Genomic DNA, 19,399 nt, shown 5'->3' on the forward strand with positions numbered 1-19,399 from the left:
AGCACCGGATTTTCCACATAATACGCGAAACCTTTCCTGCTTTCGTTTTATTTTTGCTAAAAAACAGATTTAACATCCCTAACTACCTATTTATCAACAGGTAATGTATTTATTCATTACTTTCTACTGTAGTCATACTGAAAGTATTTACTATTTGCCCCCTCCCCGCTACTCACTTAACCAATCAGTACGTACGGCCCGCTCGTTTGCCACCAGCAGTTTTCAGGCTGGGACGCCTTGACCCCCCGGTGAATCCGCAGGTATCGGTTCTGGCCAGCGCCTGCAACTGCAAAGCATAGCTTTCGGCATCGCCCTTGTAAAACCGGTGAAGCTGGGTCCGCTGGGTGTCGCTGATCGGCTGGGTGCTTGTGGCCGACATCTTCTCAACCGGCCCCGTATCGGTAATGTTGACGTTACCCCGCAAAATGTACTCGCTCCAGACCGCGTTACACACGAAGGGGATCAGCGCGTCAAGCCATTGTTTTTGTACATCCGTGTAAACCGGTTCACCCGACTCAACAGGCGCGTCGTGGACCCATTTGATTACCTCATTTACCTTTGCTGTCCCAATTAACTCAGTAAGCCATTTGCGAACTACTTTTTGCTGAATAGCGCTGAGGTGCCGCTCGGTATCAAACGTGACGGGAATATCACCAATGAACATTTGGTAATCAGCACTACTGACCAGCATGTGGGCAGAATCAGCGAACAGCGGGGAGGGCGGTAGCAGGGGTGGCGTTGGGTTCATTGGTAAAGTAGTTTAGGTTTTCCAGGATAAACTTAGGCTCGGGCAACGGCTCATGCCATCTGACCATGACGCGGGAAAGGATTTGGTCAATCCGGCGCTGATCTTTGTTGACCGCCTGTTGCATCATCTGACTGGCCACCTTCATCTCTTCGCCCGTTGGTGCAATGCCGCCTGACTTGCGAATGTTAATCAGTTCATTCGGCACCCGCAAACGCCGGGCTATTCGTTGCATTACCCTATCGCTGGTTGCGTTGTAACGGTCGGCAAGACCCACCCCGGTGGTAGGCACAAAGTCAGCCGCATTCAGTTCGTCAATGTCCTCCGCTTCAAATACCAGCAGCTTACCCCCGTTTTCGCCCCCTTGGTGTTCTTCGAGTTTGGAAACGATGCTGTCATCGTCTTCATCCTGCTGCTGCTGGGAGTCGGCCTTTTTTAATTGCTTCCAAATTCCGGAAATATTGAAGCCGTTTTTAACGATGCTGTCATCGTAGTCAACGAGCTCCTTTTCAATCTCAAGGTTTTTCATTGACCCAAAGAACGAAGGCTGAGCGTAGTACGACGAGGACCGCTTGCCCACTTTCACGTAAAGCACCTGCCCGTAGTAGTTGTGAATGCCGCCGACGGCCGCAATCTGATCGAGCACGACGGTGGGATCGTCGTTAAAGACCGGACAAAGGGTATGAATCTTCTTTTTCTCTTTGTCTTTTTTGTAATCGGAATCCAGATACGGAAAGATGCCGATGTGGGTGATTCTGCCTTTCTCATCAGGCTCAACCAATCGAACCTGCCCCCAGTCGATTGATCGGATAGACACAACCTCGGCCAACATATTGTAACCGATGTGCAGAATAATGGCGCTTCCTTCGGATATGTTCCAGCCAATGCCGTCAACAACGTCGTCCAGGCTTTCGCCGTCTCGGTTGACAATCATATCGGCCAGCGCTTCGTCATCAATGCCGTTACCGACAATGAATTCCTGCCGGGCTCTTATAGCCGCATCGGCCGTGTCTGAATCCTCAATGGCATCTTTGATGTTCTGGGGAAAAACATCGCCCTCACCGAATGGCAAAAAGCCCGACACCGTTGGTTTGGTGTCGGACCTTTTTCGTGCCTTCGGCCGCGTTAAGATTGTAGCCATTCGGCGTCTTACTCTTTAGGTGACTGATTCTCGGGAGCCGATTCGGTTGAGGGGTCCGTAGTCGTATGGGGAACGGGGGTGGTGGCTTCCATATCGGTGACGACTACCGCCCCGCTGGGCTCAACGACCGCAGCCTTGGCCTTGCTCTTGGGTTTCGCTGCGGTTGCTGTCCTTGCCGCTGGTTTAGCAGGGGCATCTGCTGGCTTGCCCGATTTGGCCGAGTCCGGGTTATAGTCCGGGTTTTTGATAATGGTGTCGGCCAAATCGGGCTTTTCCTTCAGCAAATCTTTGGCGATAACGTCGGTCAGGTACTGCGCCGAGGCTGATTCTTTACCGGTACCCTTATTAATGTAGACGTGGGGCAGGCCATGTACCTGCACGTAGGCCGTGTCTTCCCGGATGATGTATTCCTGATTGCTCATATCCATTGATTGATAACCGTTTGCTTTAAGATGAACGCGCAGGGTGTGTAGTACGTCGGACCAGTACGAAGCGCATGTCCGGCAACGTTCGCCCGTATCGCCGGTCAGTTCGGTATATACCCGCTGAACGGCTGGCTTGTCAGACTCGGATAGTAAACCCGTTTCAAACCACGGGTTTACTATCGCAAATAGATCGTCAAGACTCATGGCGGACGCGTCTTAGGCTACTGCCAGGGCTAACCCGTCAAGGTAGATGTCCGTGTCATCGACAATGGGTGGGCCTACCAGTGTGTGCTTAAACGTGTAGAAGGTGGTCTTCTCGTCCGGTGCTGACATCTCAATCGTGTAGGCACCTTTCAGGGTGTCGTCGTTTGAATCAGATCCCAGGTTAGTCATGCGAAGACCGGTTTTCCAACCGACGATTTTGTACACGCCCGGGTTGCCGTTCTTTTTGACAATGGCGAACACGTCCTTGAGGTTGATCAGCGCATCGAGTTCGGCTTCGTCATCGGCATTATTGGAAAACAGGATGTAACGCAGGCCCTGAGGAACGTTGTTACCAAACTCATTGGCCGAAAAACCGCTGGTGATCTGGTTTGAAAAGTTCTGGCCAATGAAGCGAAGCAGTTTCTTGCCCGATTTCAGCGTCAGCGTCTTAATAATCTTCTTGTTGGCCGAGTCAGCGGAGTGCGTATCGAGCCAGGCGAAGCGGCCAATGAACACGGTCTCATCCACCCCTTTTGCCAGCGGATCATCGCAGTTGTTGAGCCCGAGGTTCTTCTTTATATCAGCGGTTGCGCAGGACATAATGCAGTAAGGATAAAGCCGGAACCTGCTTAGGGGTTCCGGCTGGGTGAATGGTGAGGTTAGTAAGCGGTTGAGTTGAGGTTTTCGATAGCGATTTGCGTATCAAGGGCAATCATACCCCGACCGTACCAGCGCTTATCTTTTGGCTCATCCCACGTTTGGAAAGCAAGGACAGCCGTCGGCGTATCAATGGACACCTGAAGGTTATCTTTCACGCTGAGCAGAACCCGGTGCGGGTTGGTGACCGTTTTGTTGGCACCCGTACCGAAGGTGAAGTCAGAAATCAGGTAACGGTCAACCACGTCCATGATTCTCAGTTTAATGCCCATATAGGTCAGCGTTGACTGGCCGTCGGTGAGCATAGCCCGGCTGCTCTCAAGCGCTTTGTTGGATTCAAGTTCACGGTAGTAATTCATGTAGACCGACCGTGTAACCTCAAAAAGCTTGTCCGCGTCGGACATCTGCATCATGACGATGTCCTGCTGGTCGTACACTTCCCGCAGAATCTCCTGCCCCCGGCCGACGGCCAGCTTTTGGCCCGCCGTAGTGGTGGCCGTGTTTTCGGCAATGACGTAACGGGGCGTTTTGCCCGCAACTACGGCCGCTACGTTCTTGGTCCAGATGCCGTCGATTTGGTTATAGTTCTTCACGTCACCAGATCCACCCGTTAATTCTGTGGAGTTGATGGTGTACTTCGATAGGTACACCATGCGCAGCAGGTCGCGGGCAGCGGCTGGAACGGCGGCATCGAGAATGAACTGCTCAATGTCAGTACCTTCTAATTTGGGCCGGTCTGTGCCAGCGCGTAACGATTGTTCAAAGCTTGAGCCGTACACGTCGGTATAGCACTGAGTCAACGTAGCTTCGACGACCTTCGGGTTCCAGAACTTTTCCGTACGGGGAATCTGGAAGTCGTTGTAAACGGGAGTACAACCCGAATCGCGCTGGGTGATTTTGTCGAGTTGCTGAGCAAACGTAACCTGCGTCGTGCTGTTAACGCCGGTTACTACCTTGAAGTGATCCTCAAGGCCAGAGACGGTAAGGGCGGGTAACCAAATGTATTCGGTTGCCTGCTTACCGTTATAGGTGATGCCGTGCGGTGCCTGAATTGCTGACATAGTCTTTAGTTGCCTTTAGCTAGCTTAGTTGGTGGTACAAGTGGTGGTGGGTTACCGGTACTTAAGCCGCTGTTTGTGCAGGCTTCTTGGCGAATTTGGCTACGTGGGCTTTGAGCATTTCATCCCGGTCAGTAGTCGACTCGGTATTACGGGTAGCGGGCTGCACGTTGCTCTGAGTCTGCGGGTCCTGCGAGACCATTGCGGCCAGTACGGGTTTTAGCCGCCGTTCCATTTCAGTTTGCCGGTCGGTGACCTCTTTTAACTGAGCCGTTAGTTTTACATTGTCAGCTTTCAGGGCTGCGACGGTTGCGCTTTCAGCGGGAACGACAGGAGGAACCGAATCGGTAGTCGTTGCGGCCGGTTCAACCACGTTAGTGATTTCGCCATCCTTCACGGTGATGACCACGTCCTTGTCGGTGATGTAATCCCCATCGGGAGCCGGTGTGCCGTCGAGCGTGGCCTTGTCGCCAATCACCGGCACGTCTCCGGTCGAGTCGGTGACCAGTTTACGTCCGTCTTTCAGGGGTACGTCAAGGGCCTTGGTTTCTTCACCATCCGCGAAGGCCAGAAACGACCGGATAGCGGCAAACAAGGATTTCTTTTCCTCTGCCATTGTGGTTTTTTTATTTAGTTGAAATTCGTTGGGAGCGTTGGGGTTGGGCTTGCGGTCCTTCAGGCTCATCAAGTAGGATGGTTTGCGACGGGGCAGCTTATCAATGTCGACATTGGCCGCAGCGCCCGGCTGGTAGATGGCCGTTGAGAAGCCGTGGTCAACGGTCTCCTGGGGGGATAGCTTGAGATCTTCTTCCTGAATCAATGCCGCCAGTTCATCGACAGTCTTACCCGTTGACTTGGCGTAGTGCTCAAAAAGCTTGGTGTTTTCTTTTCTCAGACCAGCGTTGGCCTTGTCAATCTGAAGGTCATTGCCTATCATGAAGTCCCAGGGCCGGTGAATGACGTAGTCGCAGTGGGGAGAGACCTCACGCACTACGCCCATATTGTGAAACACCGTACCAAACGAAGCGCATTGGCCGTAGGCCAGCGTATTGACGGGCTTGCCCAGACTCATCAGATAATCAACAATGGCCCAACCTTCGAGACAGTAGCCGCCGGGGGAGAAAATATTTAAGGTTATCGAATCATATTCGCCAGCGGCTTCGATTTGTTTACGGACCCGGTAGAGGGACGTTCCCTCATCATCCCAGATGTAGCCTTCGGGCAGAATCTCACCATAAATTTGAACGTTGGCAATTTTCGCCACGGCAGAACGGGGGTAAATGTTGAGCCGTGAAGTTACGTAGTGGCTAAAAGTTTATATCTTAGCGTAATGCTTTGTAACGGCATTTGCTATGCGTATAAAACTTTGTTGTATGCCTGAGAATGAGCTACCCGGGGCGGCTTTAGTGCGGATTAAGCACGGCGAGAGCATCACAAGTATGGTCCGGTCAGTCTTCGGCAACGTGCGTCAGTACCGTGCCAAAACCACCGAGATGGAACGGGCTGAGATTAGCCGGGCCCGAACCGAATATTTAGCCGCTAAGCCGATGGAGAAACGAACGGTGAGTGACCCCCGGCTGATTGTTGAAACCAGACCCGAACTTCGCCAACAACTCAATGACCACTGTAAGGCCAATGGCATTAAGGTTTCCACCTTCGTTCGTAAGGCTATCAAAGATGCGTTAAACACGCCCAAGAAGAATTAATAAGCACCCGTTGCCTTTGCCTTCACCATGTCGGCTTTCACGTTGTCAATTTCAGTAACGTTGACAAAGATGTTGAGGTCCTTAATGGCTTGGACTACCTCCATTAAATTACTTTCCTGCGCCTGCGGCACCCCACCGTAGCTGAATTCGCTCATCACCGGCACACTCGTTCCGGCAATGTTAGCGAACGCCCGGCCACCACCCGCCACGTTGAGCGCTGATGCCTGGGCCCTGAGCAACGGGTTTTCGTACACCCCTTTGGTCAGGATGATTTCGTTTCCTTCGGCTTCACCGTAGTGATAGCCCGATTTGTTGAACAGTTGAATACCTCCTTTGGCATGGGAGGGGCCGCGCAGGACCGTACCCTTAGCGAACTGCTGAGAATCGATCAACTTCTGGTTAGCGGCTGCTTTCCCTAAAATCAGTAGTTCGCTCAGCGCCCCAAGGATCGGATTCTTGGCGAACAGTTCCAGCGCAGCGGTTCCGGCCTGGGCGGTTTGGATCAAATTTTCAATACTGGCGATCCGCTGGCGCTTGCGGGCTGCCTGCTTTTCGATGGCTTCCCGCTTCTTCTGGTACTGCTCTTCGATCCGGCCGCGCAAATCAGCGTTCGTACCCGCTGACCGAACGGCGGCTTCCTGCTGAACGGTGAGCGCATTCAGGGCCGCTTTACTTTGGGCTTCCAGCGCCGTTGTGATTCCGTCGGTCGCCTGGGATGCGACACCGATAATATCCGACGCCAACTGTTTGAGGAAGTCTTCGTCCAATTCCTTTCGATCAGATCGGTACTTGGCGTCGATTTTCTCTTTCTCGGCTGCCGTCAGCTTGGCGTTGGCGATTTCCTGATCGAACTGTTTTTTGAGCAGTTCTTTACGGGCCTGTAGTTCCCGAACGCTTCCCTTCTGGGTAGCCATGAGCCGGGCTTCGGCAATAGCAATAGCATCGAGCCGTTCGCGTTCGGCTTCCTGTTGGGCCAGTTCAGCCCGTGCGGCCAATGCTTTAGCCTGCGCTTGATTGCGCCGGACGAGTAGTTCTTCCCGTAGCTTGTCGTCCAAAAGCGCCCGTTTTTTGGCCGTCTCTTCTTCAAGGTCCAATAGGGCCAGGGCGTTACTTTCTTCCAGATCGATTTGCTTACGCTGGTTATCAATCTGAACCGCAAACGTTTTAGCACCAAGGTCAATTTCGGTCTGCAACCGGCGCTGGTCGAGGTCGGCTTTGCGGTCGAGCACTCCTTTATTAAAGGCATCCTCCAACTGCTCAGCGGCAACGTCAGCATTGGCGTCGACTTCCCGAAGTTTATCCCGGCGAAGCTTGGCGTCCTCAATAGTGGCGTTAATCGTACTCCGGTCCAGTACGCGCTTATCCTCTAACTGCTGCTTCTGAATATCGTACTCAGCCTGACTCCCCTTGCGGGCCAGAATAAGCCGGGCGCTTAGCTGGGTTTGGGATGCGTCGTAGAGTTTATTAGCCTGCTCAATCGCATTTTTAGTGTTCAGCTCGGCAATATCGGCATTAGCCTTAGCGGTCAGTAGTAGCCGCTGTTTGGAGAGTTTACCAAGACCTAACGCATCCGCAGCAAGCCGCCGACGGATGATCTTTTCTTCAATGGCCAGCGTATTCTCACCCCGCTGGGTAGCCAGTATTAATTCGCGCTCGGCTTCAGCTACAAACTCATCAGCGGCTTTCTTAACGGCTTCCTTTCGTTTGTCGGCAGCGGCTTTGCGGGCCGACGCTTCCTGTTCGATCAGAGCAGCCCGCCGGTTCTGAATTTTCTGCTCAGTCTCTTCGGCTTCGGCACCAGCATTGACGGCAGCGGCTTTGACCTCCAGTAGTTTCTTCCGGTCGGCATCTTCAAGCTGCGTTTTAGATGCCTGGAATTTTATCAATGATTTGAGATCATCTTCCCGAATCTTCAGAACAGCCTTGGCTAATTTGCGCTCACCCGCTTCGGCCACGTCAAGCAGCCGGATGCGTTCTTTTTGGGTTTTTGAACCATCCTTAGCCGCAATCAACGCTTTACCGACGGCGGCATTAACCTGAGCCTGCTGAAGAATTAAGCCGTCCTGAGCGTCTTCCAGATCCTGCTGAGTTTTGGTATACTCAACAGCAGCATTAGCAGCCCGGCCAACGTTCTTGGCAATGTCGTCGGACATCTTTTTAGATGCGGCCCGAACGGCGTTGAATGAGTCGATGGGGTGAAGCAGGGCGTTGCCCAGCTTGGCAATCGAGTCAAGGGGGTGGGTGAATGTATCGACCAGTAATTCACCAATCGGAGCAACGGTTTGAATGAAGGCTTCAAACCCGGCGCTCAGTGCTGCCGTAGCCTGCTCCACTTTATCCATGCCAGCGTCCATCTTGGAGAGGAACGCAATCAGACCCGTTATGGCTGTCAGCAATAGACCAATACCGATGGCTTTGAGTCCGAGCCCCATCGCTACCGATGCTTTCTGAACACCACCCATCCCTTCGGTAGTAGCCCGAAGCCCTTTTATATACTGGCTGGTATTGTCTTTAGCTTCTCTTAGACTGGTAGCAGAATTGCGCAGCGTACTAACGAAGGTCGTGTTACCCGAGATAGCTTTTTCAATGGCTTCGCTGTAGCCGCCGATTGCCCGCCGGTTATCACCGTAGGCTCCTTCCTCTGCCTTCAACTCATCGTTGAGTTCTTTGATCTTATCCTTGAGCACTCCGCCCACTTCGGCGTTCTTGCGTTCTTCTTTGGACAGGGCAACGTAGTCGGCCGTCAACAGGGAGACGTTAGCCCGCATCTGAGTGATCGAACCGGCTGCCGCCTGCTGGGCTTTAGTCGAGTTCTCAAGCGTCCGTTCGTTTTCCCGAATGCTTTTGTTGGCTGCGTTGATAGCCAGGTTGGCTTTGGTTATACCCTTGGCGAATTCATCGGCTCCGATGGCCCCTTCCTTGTTGGCTTTGCGCAGGGCGTCCTTATCGTTTTTTAATCCGATGACTTCTTTCCGGAGCGCAACGATCTTGGTGGTGACCGCTTCCTCGTCAATTTTTGCGGTCAAAAGTATAACGTCATCCTGTTCTCCCATGTGGGTAAAGTTCCGACCACTGGGTCTGCACGGAATTACCGTAATGGTTTTTAGTATGCGTTTATTTTACTTAAATTGGTGCTATGGAAGCAACCCAACTACTTGACAAGGTAAACCCGTTTATGTCTTTTGAAGAGCTCACGGACGAACGGCAGGTGCTGATGTACTTAGGCTTGATTACAGGCCACAAATACGTGATAGCTACGGGCTCCGGTAGAAAGTGGGGTAGCGAAGACAGCCGGGTTGAGCACGGCACGTTTTACCAGATCATGCCCGACTCAGATGATGACGGCTTCTTCGACTGGTACTGCGAACACCGGATGCACAATCAGTTCTTCAAGTCAATTGATACGGCTGTCCTGCACTTCGTTTTTTACCATCACATATGGAAAGCGGAGGTCAAAGAATAGTACTTATCGTCGCGTCGAACATGTCGTAGCAACTGTTTTTAGGCTGGCTTATTTGTCCGGGACACTACTCAGATTGAAATAAACGATTCAACCCGCCTATAGAGGTTAGTGAACTCCGAAACTTATATTTCGTTTCCTAATCGAACATAATTCAGTAAACCATGAAGACCAAATATCACCGAACAGAAGTGTGCAATGACCAGTACGATCTCTACCTTGAAATTGAAGTAGACGAGGAAAAGCGAATTCTTCACCCAGATTCCGAAGAGTACACCTTGACGTCAAGTTTAATTGACAAAAAAGATGGTGACAATATCTTTAGATTTCTCGAAGAACAAGTTGATCACAGCGCCTTAGAAAAAACCATTACTAAGCACATAGAAGTGGCCAAAAATTATATCGAACAGTATTCCGACCCAGAGGGGACGTGGACCGCTCAAACATTAAAAGGACTCGGCTTTGAGCCCGTACCGGAAGACCGTTCTGATTTTTAGATTATCGACTGACCACTACCAGCGGATGGTATCAGTCATAATTAAACCAAAACAGCCCCGTTTATCACTGAACGGGGCTGTTTTGGTTTGGACTGGTGCGATTTTTGCAACAAAACAACAATATGGGTAGTTTCCGAACTTACCTTAGTTTTGTAGCTATGAAGAGGGCAAAGGGAATTTTAACGACGTACGTTGTTTCAAGTAGCCAATACGCATCATACGTGCTGTGCGATAGCATTGACGAAGCAGTACGGCTAATTGAACAGCGAAAGTTGGATGAAGTCATAGCCAGCGAGATACAGGAAGTTGATGTTATGCCTGACTACCGGTCGTTAAATCACTACGAGTTTTTGACCAATCTGCCCGAAATCCTGCATACTACATCGTTCCTAAGCTACTTAGCGCTCCGGTCTCAGACCGTTCACATTGATGATGTATTGGGAGATGAAGGCGTTTTGCATGAACTTACCCATTTAATGACAAAGACCATCTCCATTGACGAAGACAGTCTTTGTTTAATACGCACTAAATTACATCAGTTGCAAAGCCGAACAATTGGGCTTTACTAACCTCTGTAGCCGTTTCGTCTTGCATTATCGACGCAGTCCGAGTAATTACTGTAACCTTGGGAAGACGCGCCAACAATACGCCCGTTGGGGGCAACACGTCTCCAGCGCCACTGTCCCTGCGCATCCTTATAAAACTCAAATTTGTCTTGCATGGCTGTATTTGTTTTAGCCGTTAAAAAACACTAAAAACGCAGTCCAGCTATTGACATTTACATCAAATAGGGTAGTTTTGTACGGACAAAGCGGGGCCATGATGAGCTAATCAAGCCATCGTTTTGCAATTGATCGCCGGGCAAGGAAATCAATTTTCACTGAAACGGGTGCTGGACTGGTCTGCAAACCTCCTGGCACCCGCTTTATTTTATCTCTTTCGCTCGACAGTTCTTCGTTTTAGTTTGAAGATCGGTTTTCCCTCAGCGCTGTCCACCAAAATGTCATAGACTATCTTTTCGGTTTGATAGTCTTCGTTCAACACGTCCATCAGGCTTTTAGCATTGAGGTAATAGTACGGACCGGACTTGGCGACCGTAAAGTACTCCGGCTCTTTCGACTGCACCGGCACCAGCAAAAGGATCTTACTCTCTTGGTAGTTGTCGGCGCTGCCAATTCGGAATGACTTCACGTTCTGCAAATTCAACTGCTTCTCCGCATTGCGACTAAACCCCATCCGTCCCGTGTTATGCACGGTAGCTTTGAGGTTACTAATCTGCGCTGCGTTGAAATAGTTAATGTGCATTTCGCTGTTGGTCTGTAATAGCAAATATAGATAAGATTCCGGCCTTTGCAACCAAATTTCCTAATATTTACACAATACTTTGCCTAAAAACATATTGAATGGTTTTACCGTCTTGCAGAATATGTAGTTATTCCGCGCACCCGCCCGCGCCCGTTCATTAGTATATATACTACAGTCGAGCAAAATAGGCAGTAGCATCCCCATTGTTAACCTCCTAATATTGAAGTCACTACGTGGACACAAAAAGAGAAACGCCAGGCACACCGTCCACCCTCTCAGTACGCAATCAACACCAAGCTACACGGCACTGCCGCCCGGTAGTTGCTGACCTTGTTGAGGTAAAAATAATTGTCGTTGATGTCCAAACTCCCGGCTCGAACTCCCCGAAGGCGAACCGGCGCGTATAGGTTAAGCGCTGCGAATTCTGCGGGTCGCAGGTAAACCGAAACGGTTAATTGGCGAGGCCGACGTAGCACTCGTTTGATTCCACTAAAATAGCGCTGTATAAGCGTCTGCTCCCGACTATCACTACCCGGTGGCGGGTCGAAGGCCAGCGAAAAGCTATTGTCGGGTAGTGCGATTAAGTCCGCCCGCTTGTGCCACCAGCACGGCGTCAGCTCAATGGCAGTAGGCACGGTCGTGAGTTCCGGCGTAACCTTGTTGACGATCACTTTAACTGGAACCGAGGGCTCAGCCAGCAGCAAAACCGGCGGGCTGGCCTTGTAGCTGACCTGAATGTTAGCACCCGACCCGGTCACCGTGCGCGTCTGAACCAGCACCGGCAGCCCGTAGCCCGGCACGTTGACGGTTGAGTCAATGACGGCCGCGAAGGGTAGCTCGAACAGGGTGGTTTCGGGAGGCAGGTTCTGGGCATCACAGCCGATCACTCCATCCCCGTAACCAATCAGGGTCTTGTCTTCTTGGGTTCGCCATTTGAGCGCGTTTTTCTGCCCGTAGGGACTGATAGCGGCTGCAAATTCCGGCTCGGTGTTCTCTTCAACGGCGTGGCTTAGATCGGTTGCATTGGCTTCGTCAGCAATGATGCCGTCAAGCGTTTTTAGTTCAACGGTTTTGCGGGTTTCGTCAATGTCGAGCGTGGCCGAACACATCAGCGCCACGGTCTTTAACAGATCGGCGCAGGTCATATCGGGCAAGTTGGTCGCCACTGGCCATGCGTCGCCTTGATATACCGATGCATCAGGCTCAAAGCTGACCCACAGATCACCGAGTGTACGGGAGAAGTAATAGGCGTAGTCGCTAATCTTGGTCCGGCTGCCACCCGTTAGCCGGATGCGGATTTCGTCACCCGGTCGGCAGTCAATGGTTACGTCGACAGTGAGCGTTTCGCCAAAATCCAACTTGTCAGCATAGCCGCCCTTCGTGTGGTAGGCTTCGCCAACGTTCTGCCCATTCTTTTCCACGATGAGCCTGACGTTAGCTGCGCCGATTCGGACGATGTAAATAAAGTTTACGCTGGATTGCACCTTTAAGCGTATGGCTGTGTCACAGACGTACACGGCCCGGTCTGCTTTGTAGTTGTTGATCCGGCCATCGACAAACCCATCAAGCGGCTGGTTGTCGACCGTAAATGGCAGCAGGATGTTGATGGGTGATTTGTCTTTTAAAACGATGGGGTCTAAGTTGTTGGGCACCGCAACGCGGGCCTGCCGGTCAGTGACCCAATCCTGATCGTGCCCCCTGGGTCGGTCACCAGTGAAGGGCAGAAAGATTCGCTTAAGCAGCGCATCCGTTAGCCAGGCACCAACCGGCCGGTAACCGAATTGTTTAAGCATCTGACGAATCAGGGAACTGGCGTAGATGGCGGGAGAAATGGTATCCTGCGCAAAGACGCCCCCGTCAATAGAACCGTTGTCAATCAGGGGGTAAAGTATACCGTCGGTATTACCCACAAACAGCGCTACACTATCAAGTGTCCACGGATGATCGTACTGGCTCAGGTCGAGGTCGGATAGTTTGAGCGCGGCCAGTTGGTCGATGAGAGAACGCCCACTACCGGCAAAGCTGACTTTCCAGCCAGCCTGAAACGTTTCGAGCGAAACGCTCCCCGAAAAAATCACTTCGCCTTCTTCGATCAGCGTGGCCGGAATGCGCCGGTACGGGTCACGCCCGCCCGAATCAACCTGTTCAGCGTTCTGCAGGAGTGAGCGGATCAGCGTCGTGTCGGGCAACGTGAACAGGTTGGTGTAGTTGAGGTTGAGCGTAGCGGGGCTGCTCAAATCGTTGGCCTGCTTATTGCAGATCACGCTAACCTCCGCTACCCACTGCCCGAAAAGATACAGTCCGTCGATCATTTCTGTTCGTTACGAGGCTTTGAAGGTGGCGGTGGGGGCGTTTGACTGCCTTCCTTAATTGTTCGTCCTGTTGGTGATGCCGGGGGGAGAGGTACAAACCGGTTCGTATCAGGTCGGGACCGGTCGGACTTGCCCCGGTGCATTGACAGTTCGTTAGCAAGATGCTTGATACGCTGACGCAGGAACTCACCTATATCGACATTTTCCCGCTCTTGCCGAGTTAAGTACTGGTACTCCGCCCGAAGTGCTGACGCCTGAGCTTTGAGGTAATCGACCCGTTTTTGTGCGGGTTGCTTTTGTTCCGTAGAATGATGACCAAGGTAGGGTTCAGGCCAAATGATATGGCCGTCGTTATCTCTTGGTACTGGCGCAGGTGGTGGTAGCTTATTTCTAACCGGTGGAGTTGGCGGGTTTCGCATGGGTGGTATAAGTTCTTTGCCAGCTTTGTGCTTTGTTAACCACCCACCTTCAACGATGCGGCCCAGCAAGAAGCCAACACCCAACAAAGCCAGAATCCAGAAGACAATCATTTCGGGCGTGAATTCGTAGGTTGTCATAGTCGCTGCGACCGCCGGGACGGTAGGGTTATACTGATTAGAAAATTGCCGGTGTACGTCTGCGTGTCCCATAACTGAGCGTCTCCGTCAGGAACCTCAACGGGGACGTCGAACACGGTTCCGTCATCATGGTGAATCAGCAGATGTATGCTGATGCTTTCCCGAATGGTGCCAACGGCGTCGGCTTCGTCTTCGGTGAGGTTAGCCGTATGCAGAACCATTGTTGGCGCGGTCTCTTTCTGGGTCGAGCGGTTGACGCCCCCCTGCATGGCTTTGCCCCGGCTGGTCGGGTTCAGGCCCCGCTGAACAGATCCTTCAAACAACCAGTACATCCAACCGCCCTGAAGCGTTAGCCACGTTAGATACACACCTTCGTGACGACAGCCTGCTTGCTGGGGCGGTGGGCCGGGGTTGCTTTGCAGGGGGCGGAAGGTGTGATCAAAGCTGAGGTCGAACGTCGTACTGTTGGTGGCTGGCATAGCGGGTTAGTTGTTTTTTCGCATAATCTCAGTGGCTACCTTATAAGCATCAACTTGCACCTTAGCGTAATCAACAACCTTGCCCGCAATCTCAGTCATCGTTCTTGCCTGTTCTTTAAAGCCGGGGTTATGTTCAACTTCATCGAAAGCCCGTAGCAAACCCTGCATCATCGTATCGGCTATTTCAAACGACTTAAGCTGAGGGACCAGTACGGCCATTTCTTTAGGCGACGTCATTCCCTTTTCCTCTTCTTCCTCAGACATCTCTTCTTCGCTTTCCAGAAACTCATCCAGTTCGGCCAGCACTTCCTTTTGGGGACGCTGAATAATTTGCCGTGTCGTTTCAAGCCTACACATTTCATCGTCAAACGAAAAGTCTATTATCTTGACCAGGAAGCCTTTGTACATGTAGGTCTTCCGGTTCATTGATTGTAGCTTTTCACGAAGGCGGTCGAAAACGGAACGATTACTCATAGTTGCTTAATTTTTTGGGTTAACAATATTCTCGCGCGTTGCAGATTTATGATGCTTGGGTAGTTTAGCAGGTTTCTGCGCTGGTCAGAATTTGTTGTTATGTAACCGGCTACCGAAATGTCAGTTAATGAATCAGGGGATAGAAGAAGTTGCCTTTTTTGTTCGTCGGTTCTTTTTAGTTTCAACTGCGCTACCCTGTCGTCTACACTTCTTCGTTTTCTGTTTAGCTGGCTACCTATCCCAGCGAAACTACGAGTAGCGTAGTTATCACGCAGATACTGGTCTTCCTCCGGCGTCCATTTTCCACGTTTAAATTCACCAGACACTAAGTTTTTAGCCGTCCAGTTCTGTTCTTGAATTCTTGTAATCACACTACACACTGATCGATTCAAAGCTTGAGCAATTTGCTTTTTCGTTTGGGCAGGCCAGTTGTTAAGCAGGTATTCATTTTCTTCTGCCGTCCACGTTCGTATTTTACATTTTTCTCTTTCAGGTAAGCCTTTGATTACCGCCCGGTGGCTAATAGCGTGGAATGTTTTTCTTAATTCGCGGGACAGTTGTGCTTCGGTTTGGCAAAGCCAGTTTTCGATCAGATACTGATCTTGCTGTTCCGACCAAGACCCTGTTCCTAAATAATCTCTATAGGCAGGACCAATTCCAATTTCTCTCGCTTTGTTAGAAACACTGACTATAGTTCGGTTTAAGCTTTTTGCCATTTCAGTTCTGGTACGAGTGCTATAGTGCTGTCGCAAATAGTTAATCTCAGTATCAGTCCAGAGCGTGTATTTTTTGTTTTTATCTCCGTTTTGGCCACTCAGTTCAGTATGCTGGATACCCAGTTGAATCATTATGCTACGAACATCTTCACTGGTTCGGTTCAGGCGTTCGGCCAGCGATGCCACGCTTTTGCTCTCAGCAAATTCATGCAGGTATTCGATTTGCTGATGAGTCCACTTGGTTGTTTTCATCAGAATAATTCAATTTTTAATTTCCCTGACTCGTACCCCGGACCAACACCTTCAGGAAAGTCAATCTGGTAGGTATTGTTGTCAGGAAAGTTTAAGTACAGAACTGTATCAGGATTGCCATTTTTGTCTTGAAACGTAACAAGTAGGTCTTCGATAGGGGCGTTGAGTCCGTGCGTTTGAGGGACGCCAATCATACTGGGGGTAATTTTGGCTTTATAAACCGTGGGAGTCGCCGTGCCGGGCGCCGTTGTTATCACTTCGTAGCAGCCACCAAAATCGGTGCAGGTCAGCAGGATTCCATCTAAGCTAACGGGTTGTTCGTAGCTGAGTTGCAGGCTTTCACGTAAGGCGTCGTAATCCAAATTGGCCTGAACCTGAGCGGCAAGGCCAGGCATGCTGATTTCACAAACCTCTTTGGCCTGGGTAACGGGGTCAAATTCAAATGCCGGAAAGTACTGCGCTGAGGTGAGCCGCCGGGGTGACTTGATTCCGATTGTGTTGGCTCTTAAATAACCTTCGGCCAGTACACTGCCGCCCGCGAAGGCAAACACGTTATCGCCAACCCGGAAGGTTGAACCTGATATGTGGAAGATGCCAAGGCTCCCGTCGGTGAATATGCCGATCTGGCCTTCGGTCACGAATGCGCCGTTTATGAGACGCCCGAACACCATTCCGCCTTGACCGCCCGGATCGCGTAGAAAGACGTACTGCGCCCCGGAAATGGCCGTCAGGTTGTGGCTGAATGCGCCGGACTGGGCGGCTATCTGGTCAAGTGTGCGGTTAAACGCGGTGGGCGGTAGCGATACCGCGCCGTAGATGGGCAGGCCGTCTTCTCCGATTACGAGTGCTCCACTGCCATTTACCTCCGGGCGTCCGGCAAAGATTCGGTCGTTGGGCAGTAAATCGGTTTGAGGTGGTACGTAGCCCCGCCGGTATACCGTATCAAGCTTAGGTTCTACAAAAGTATCCCCAAACAATGTCAATGCATCGACCAGTTGCTTAGGCGTTATGTAGGCATCGTTGACGAGTCCTTGCTTTGCCTCCAGTGCGGTTGACTGCCGGACCTTTCCTTTAGTTACCTCATCAGCGTTCGGCGTAACACCACCTGTATTACCATTACCCAAAATTTGAATTAAGCGTTTGGCAACCGCCGATGCCGCCACCGGCAGATGATTAGTCTCGGTTATCTGCGCCGGATCAACAACGATCTTTTTAGACCACTTGGTGGGGTGTGAATCGGGGGTTTCTTCAGCGTTGGTGTTCACGACCACCTCAGACAATACGCCGTTGTGAATGGCATACTGACCCGCTTCGTACTCGGCGGTGTTGTCAAACGCGCCAATGCCGAAGCGGGCAAGATCTTCCAACAACGCCCCCACTCGCAGGGCTGTATTAGCCAGGCTGGTCGTTTCGTTCTTGACCCCACGGGTGCGGTCGAGTATGTTCTTAAACCACTTAATCACGGTAGAGGATGGTTAGTGGTTTAGTAAGAATAGCGCCATCTGCCGTGACCGATAGTCTGGCCTTGGTGCAGGTTGCCGCCGGGTCAGTATTGAGCCGGATGCGTTGCACATAATCGCTTTCGGTAAGATCAGCGGTCTCGGTAGTCAGGAGGCTTTCTTCGGCGTTGTAGTACGTAGCCGTCAAAACGTAGCTGGCTCCTTCGCCCGTAATGGGGAGCCACAGCATGACGTCCCGGTAGCAGCCGATAAAAGCCAGAACGGGGTCGGCCGGAACAATCCAGGACCGGTCGGTAGCACTGACGTAATCGGAAAGGTCTGTCTGGCCACCAGGCGGCAGGGTGTGGGCAACCAGCCGGGTAAACGAACCATTGATGACGGTCTCGCCTTCGGGATTGATCGAACGAAAGGTTACCTCCACCGAGGTCGAGAAGTCCGTATCGGGTAAGGATAGCGCAGTTCCGCCGACCAGTAGTGGACGAACGCCAAGCTGCACCCGGTTGCGAATGTCGAGCCGGGCCGTGCCCGTGGCCTTGTCGACCGGTGCCTGAATGATCGATGTCTTGTTGTCGGGATGCGTAACGGTAGCCGCAATGATTTCCCAATCAAAGTCGTTGGGCGATTCGACCTCACAAAGAATCGGCACCATGGACGAAAGCGGACCAGCGGGCGGTTCGGTAATGGTGTAATTAGTCTGAGCAGGTTGCTGGGTCAGATTGGCCGTGAACTCTCCGGGTCCGGTAAAGGATGCATTGGTGAAGGCCTGCCATAGCGAATAGCCTGGTGCTGTAACCTGAATGTTATACACCTGGTTAATGGGCACCTGGTTAATGGGCACCCGGCTGGACAAGCCAATGACCTTGGTGTAGAATCCGCTTGAGTCGGTAACGATTTGCCCCCCGCCAAAAAGCGTTGCCGTCACTTCATTGCTATCTGCATCGAACACCCGAATGCGGGCACTCGCAACCCCGGTGCCGTTAGGCCGGAGTGCTTTCAGAACGAAGGAGCCGAAGAGGTTTTGCGTGGGCATTAGCTGAACAGGGTTGAACGGGCCGATTCGATCAGAACTGGACGGATGGCAGTTTTAAGGATGCCTGTTACCCGCTTGGTGTTGAGCACGTCGGAGAGTACACCACCGGGGTTGTGGCTATTGGGGACGGTGATGCCCTGCCGATGGATCTTCATGGCAATGGCATACGCCGGAATAGTAATGCCGCGAATCTTGGTCCACTCCCGGATTGATTCGACCATGGCCCGGCTGGGCTTTTTAGACGAAGGACGACGGCCGTTCTGCTGCTGGTAGAAATAAGCCTTACCCAGTAGCTGAAGGGTGACGACAGCGCCTGACCGGGCAACGGTCTTGCGCAGCGACGCGGCCGAGCGGCCCGATGCCCGCAGGCCTTTCTTTCGCTGGGAGACGACAACGGCTTCGATGAACTCATCGCCTTTTTGCTCCAGCGCCGATTCTATCGCCAGTGTTTGCATATCGAAACAGCGGGGGTTAGCAGCGTGAGCGTTAGTTTGATAGCGTCGAGGTTGCGGCTCGTTAGGTTCAGGCCCATCTGAGCGCGGGCACCGCTGATCTGACCCAGCTTCGTGAGCCGGGCATAGACTTTCTCCATTTCGACCTTAAGGGCCAAAAGGTGTTCGCGCTTTGTATCAGGGGAGTCGCTTACTAAGGAAGGGGCACATACATCAAGAATCAGCAGGTGGCGGTATTCAAGTGCGCCTTGTCCATCCTGATTGAGATTGGCTTCAAAGTAGCCTTCATGAAAAAGCAAATAGCCCTCGGTGTGACTCTGGGCTATGTTATCAAGGTCTACATCCCCCCCGTAGCCGAAGGTATGACCGACCGTATCGGCAAGGGTCTGCAACGCGTCCAGCATAGGGGCAAGTTACGGACCATGCTATTTGGGGAGGGGCGTCGAAAGCTTGTGTAACTGTTTTAGGT

At 51.8% G+C, this 19,399-nt stretch carries 21 protein-coding genes; 3 read left to right on the forward strand and 18 right to left on the reverse strand.

Annotated features, from left to right (window positions below; translation table 11 throughout):
• Positions 1 to 184: 184 nt before the first annotated feature.
• The 6 genes from ACYVHB_RS23095 to ACYVHB_RS23120 form a co-directional block, all read right to left on the reverse strand.
• Positions 185 to 748, reverse strand: a complete 564-nt coding sequence (locus ACYVHB_RS23095) for a DUF6712 family protein (RefSeq protein ID WP_461054165.1) — start codon at positions 746 to 748, stop codon at positions 185 to 187.
• Positions 702 to 1,886, reverse strand: coding sequence for a hypothetical protein (locus ACYVHB_RS23100; protein WP_461054166.1), 1,185 nt, complete (start codon positions 1,884 to 1,886; stop codon positions 702 to 704). The genes ACYVHB_RS23095 and ACYVHB_RS23100 overlap by 47 nt, the downstream gene beginning before the upstream one ends.
• Positions 1,887 to 1,894: 8 nt before the next feature.
• The gene (locus tag ACYVHB_RS23105) at positions 1,895 to 2,515 is read right to left on the reverse strand and encodes a hypothetical protein (protein WP_461054167.1); all 621 of its coding nucleotides are present in this window, start codon (positions 2,513 to 2,515) and stop codon (positions 1,895 to 1,897) included.
• A gap of 12 nt (positions 2,516 to 2,527) precedes the next feature.
• Positions 2,528 to 3,115, reverse strand: coding sequence for a hypothetical protein (locus ACYVHB_RS23110; protein WP_461054168.1), 588 nt, complete (start codon positions 3,113 to 3,115; stop codon positions 2,528 to 2,530).
• 59 nt (positions 3,116 to 3,174) lie between these two features.
• Positions 3,175 to 4,233 (reverse strand): hypothetical protein, encoded by a 1,059-nt coding sequence (locus tag ACYVHB_RS23115; RefSeq protein WP_461054169.1) that lies wholly within the window; start codon positions 4,231 to 4,233, stop codon positions 3,175 to 3,177.
• 61 nt (positions 4,234 to 4,294) lie between these two features.
• Positions 4,295 to 5,494: an ATP-dependent Clp protease proteolytic subunit gene (locus ACYVHB_RS23120; RefSeq protein WP_461054170.1), complete on the reverse strand. Its 1,200-nt coding sequence runs from the start codon at positions 5,492 to 5,494 to the stop codon at positions 4,295 to 4,297.
• Positions 5,495 to 5,603: 109 nt separating this feature from the next.
• Between ACYVHB_RS23120 and ACYVHB_RS23125 the strand changes: the two genes are divergently transcribed.
• A complete protein-coding gene (locus ACYVHB_RS23125) occupies positions 5,604 to 5,936 on the forward strand; it encodes a hypothetical protein (protein ID WP_461054171.1) in 333 nt (110 codons plus the stop codon).
• On the opposite strand, the gene ACYVHB_RS23130 is transcribed toward ACYVHB_RS23125, so the two are convergent.
• Positions 5,933 to 8,962: a coiled-coil domain-containing protein gene (locus tag ACYVHB_RS23130; RefSeq protein ID WP_461054172.1), complete on the reverse strand. Its 3,030-nt coding sequence runs from the start codon at positions 8,960 to 8,962 to the stop codon at positions 5,933 to 5,935. The two genes, ACYVHB_RS23125 and ACYVHB_RS23130, sit on opposite strands and share 4 nt — an antisense overlap.
• A 149-nt stretch (positions 8,963 to 9,111) precedes the next feature.
• Here ACYVHB_RS23130 and ACYVHB_RS23135 point away from each other — a divergent pair, with 149 nt between their 5' ends.
• A complete protein-coding gene (locus ACYVHB_RS23135; RefSeq protein ID WP_461054173.1) occupies positions 9,112 to 9,399 on the forward strand; it encodes a hypothetical protein in 288 nt (95 codons plus the stop codon).
• Between the two features lie 161 nt (positions 9,400 to 9,560).
• Positions 9,561 to 9,893 (forward strand): hypothetical protein, encoded by a 333-nt coding sequence (locus ACYVHB_RS23140; RefSeq protein ID WP_461054174.1) that lies wholly within the window; start codon positions 9,561 to 9,563, stop codon positions 9,891 to 9,893.
• Positions 9,894 to 10,458: 565 nt separating this feature from the next.
• On the opposite strand, the gene ACYVHB_RS23145 is transcribed toward ACYVHB_RS23140, so the two are convergent.
• The 11 genes from ACYVHB_RS23145 to ACYVHB_RS23195 all read right to left on the reverse strand — a co-directional run bounded on the left by ACYVHB_RS23145 (position 10,459) and on the right by ACYVHB_RS23195 (position 19,334).
• Complete coding sequence (locus ACYVHB_RS23145) at positions 10,459 to 10,614, reverse strand: YegP family protein (protein WP_461054175.1); 156 nt, start codon at positions 10,612 to 10,614, stop codon at positions 10,459 to 10,461.
• A gap of 209 nt (positions 10,615 to 10,823) precedes the next feature.
• Positions 10,824 to 11,198 carry a hypothetical protein gene (locus tag ACYVHB_RS23150; protein WP_461054177.1) on the reverse strand — a complete coding sequence of 125 codons (375 nt, stop codon included), beginning with the start codon at positions 11,196 to 11,198 and terminating at the stop codon, positions 10,824 to 10,826.
• A 275-nt stretch (positions 11,199 to 11,473) separates the two neighbouring features.
• Positions 11,474 to 13,510: a hypothetical protein gene (locus ACYVHB_RS23155; RefSeq protein ID WP_461054178.1), complete on the reverse strand. Its 2,037-nt coding sequence runs from the start codon at positions 13,508 to 13,510 to the stop codon at positions 11,474 to 11,476.
• A complete protein-coding gene (locus ACYVHB_RS23160) occupies positions 13,507 to 14,067 on the reverse strand; it encodes a hypothetical protein (protein ID WP_461054179.1) in 561 nt (186 codons plus the stop codon). The genes ACYVHB_RS23155 and ACYVHB_RS23160 overlap by 4 nt, the downstream gene beginning before the upstream one ends.
• Positions 14,064 to 14,546, reverse strand: a complete 483-nt coding sequence (locus ACYVHB_RS23165; protein WP_461054180.1) for a hypothetical protein — start codon at positions 14,544 to 14,546, stop codon at positions 14,064 to 14,066. The genes ACYVHB_RS23160 and ACYVHB_RS23165 overlap by 4 nt, the downstream gene beginning before the upstream one ends.
• 6 nt (positions 14,547 to 14,552) lie before the next feature.
• Entirely contained in the window at positions 14,553 to 15,020 is a 468-nt protein-coding gene (locus ACYVHB_RS23170; protein ID WP_461054181.1) for a hypothetical protein, read from the reverse strand.
• Complete coding sequence (locus tag ACYVHB_RS23175) at positions 15,017 to 15,988, reverse strand: hypothetical protein (protein ID WP_461054182.1); 972 nt, start codon at positions 15,986 to 15,988, stop codon at positions 15,017 to 15,019. The genes ACYVHB_RS23170 and ACYVHB_RS23175 overlap by 4 nt, the downstream gene beginning before the upstream one ends.
• Positions 15,988 to 17,451 (reverse strand): hypothetical protein, encoded by a 1,464-nt coding sequence (locus tag ACYVHB_RS23180; RefSeq protein WP_461054183.1) that lies wholly within the window; start codon positions 17,449 to 17,451, stop codon positions 15,988 to 15,990. Before ACYVHB_RS23180 ends, ACYVHB_RS23175 begins: the two co-directional genes overlap by 1 nt.
• Positions 17,444 to 18,478 carry a hypothetical protein gene (locus ACYVHB_RS23185; RefSeq protein ID WP_461054184.1) on the reverse strand — a complete coding sequence of 345 codons (1,035 nt, stop codon included), beginning with the start codon at positions 18,476 to 18,478 and terminating at the stop codon, positions 17,444 to 17,446. Before ACYVHB_RS23185 ends, ACYVHB_RS23180 begins: the two co-directional genes overlap by 8 nt.
• The gene (locus tag ACYVHB_RS23190; RefSeq protein ID WP_461054185.1) at positions 18,478 to 18,933 is read right to left on the reverse strand and encodes a hypothetical protein; all 456 of its coding nucleotides are present in this window, start codon (positions 18,931 to 18,933) and stop codon (positions 18,478 to 18,480) included. The genes ACYVHB_RS23185 and ACYVHB_RS23190 overlap by 1 nt, the downstream gene beginning before the upstream one ends.
• The gene (locus tag ACYVHB_RS23195; protein ID WP_461054186.1) at positions 18,915 to 19,334 is read right to left on the reverse strand and encodes a hypothetical protein; all 420 of its coding nucleotides are present in this window, start codon (positions 19,332 to 19,334) and stop codon (positions 18,915 to 18,917) included. Before ACYVHB_RS23195 ends, ACYVHB_RS23190 begins: the two co-directional genes overlap by 19 nt.
• Between the last annotated feature and the right edge of the window lie 65 nt (positions 19,335 to 19,399).

Source organism: Spirosoma arcticum (genome assembly GCF_054779955.1).